1 protein-coding gene is annotated in these 240 nt (G+C 70.8%); it reads right to left on the bottom strand.

What is annotated here, in order from left to right; translation table 11 throughout:
* On the bottom strand, positions 1-240 hold a 240-nt coding region (locus IO39_RS56470; RefSeq protein WP_043637983.1), incomplete at both ends, for a hypothetical protein.

Below are 240 nucleotides of genomic sequence, written 5' to 3'. Positions count from 1 at the left end.
GGGTTGTAGGCCGTGGAGTCGGCCAGGGCGTCGCCGGTGAAGGTGGCCACCACGTCGTCGTGCTGGTCGCTCATGATGCCGAGCTTGACGCCGCCCTCGGCCAGGCTGACCAGGTTGCCCTCGGGGTCGCGGCCGAAGCGCGCCTTGACCGTGCCGGCCGGGTCGGTGACCGCGATCATGTCGTTCTCGATGCCGGCGTAGACGAAGCGCTCCTCCACCCCGCCCTGGATGCGGCTGTCG

The sequence above is a fragment of the Nonomuraea candida genome (assembly GCF_000725485.1).
Lineage (GTDB): Bacteria > Actinomycetota > Actinomycetes > Streptosporangiales > Streptosporangiaceae > Nonomuraea > Nonomuraea candida.
This window is presented reverse-complemented; position numbering and strand designations above follow the sequence as displayed.